Annotated in this window: 1 protein-coding gene; it reads right to left on the bottom strand. The window is 62.1% G+C overall.

Going from position 1 to position 1,178, the window contains the following annotated elements; genetic code table 11:
- Window positions 1–1,178: ATPase, T2SS/T4P/T4SS family (locus PLJ71_09315; protein HQM48877.1), on the bottom strand; the 1,178-nt coding region annotated here is incomplete at both ends.

Below are 1,178 nucleotides of genomic sequence, written 5' to 3'. Positions count from 1 at the left end.
ATGCGGGATAGCTCTTCGGGGGTGGTTATGGCGTTGTGGGCGGCCTCGAGTCCGACATCGAACAGCGTGCGCATATGGTGAGTGGCGGCGGCTTCCTGCAGGGCGCTGATCGTGGGATGCTGGAGGACGAGGTTGGCGATGTCCTGGTTGACAAGGAGGAGTTCGCCTAGGGCGGTACGGCCGCGGTAGCCGATGTTCTGGCACTGGGCGCAGCCTTTGCCGCGTTTGTAGGGCTGGTTCTTGGGGGCTTTGCCGAATCGAGTGATGAGATCGGGCGTAGGACTATACGTTTCGAGGCACTTGGGGCAGTTAATGCGCACAAGTCGTTGGGCGAGCACCCCGGTAACGGAGGATGCCAGCAGGTAGGGTTCGATGCCCATATCAAGCAGGCGCGCGAACACGCCGCATGCCGTTCCGCTGTGGATCGTACTGATGACAAGGTGTCCGGTGAGCCCCGCCTGAATAGCCATCTTAGCGGTTTCGACGTCGCGGATTTCGCCCACCATGATCACCTCGGGGTCCTGGCGCAGGATGGACCGCAGGGCGTTCTGGAACGTTACGCCCATTCGGGGATTCACCTGGATCTGGGTGACGCGGTCGAGGCGGTATTCGACGGGGTCCTCGATGGTAACCACGTGGGTCGTTGTGACCTGGGTGCGCAGGATCTCGCGCAACAGGGCGAAAATGGTGGTCGTCTTGCCGCTCGAACTTGGGCCGGTGAGCAGTATCACCCCTTGGGGCCGCCGAATAAGCTCGCGCAACGTGCCTGTGACGGACTCGTCGAACCCGAGGTCTGCTATTTCGAGCATTTGTTTCGACGTGCCGAGGATGCGGACCACGATTTTCTCGCCGTTGATCGTGGGGAAGGTGGCGACGCGCATCGAGTACCCGCTTGAGGTCTGGTCGGGCGGAATCCGTCCGTCCTGAGGCTGGTCCTTCTGATAGACGACCATCTGAGCCATGACCTTGATGCGCGCCGTGATGCGCGCCTTGTGCGAGTCGGGGATGTGGGCAATGTCGTGGAGAATGCCGTCGATGCGGAACCGCAGAGCGAGGCTGTCGGTCCATGGCTCGAGATGGACGTCGCTTGCTCCGTGATAGACTGCCTGGGACAGGGCGAGATCGACGGCGAGGGTGGCCCGGGTGTCGCCGGTTTCGAGCAATTCCTTCAGGCGCGG

The organism is Candidatus Hydrogenedentota bacterium, assembly GCA_035416745.1.
GTDB lineage: Bacteria > Hydrogenedentota > Hydrogenedentia > Hydrogenedentales > SLHB01 > UBA2224.
Note: the sequence above shows the minus strand (reverse complement) of the source record. Positions and strands in the feature narration are given on the sequence as shown.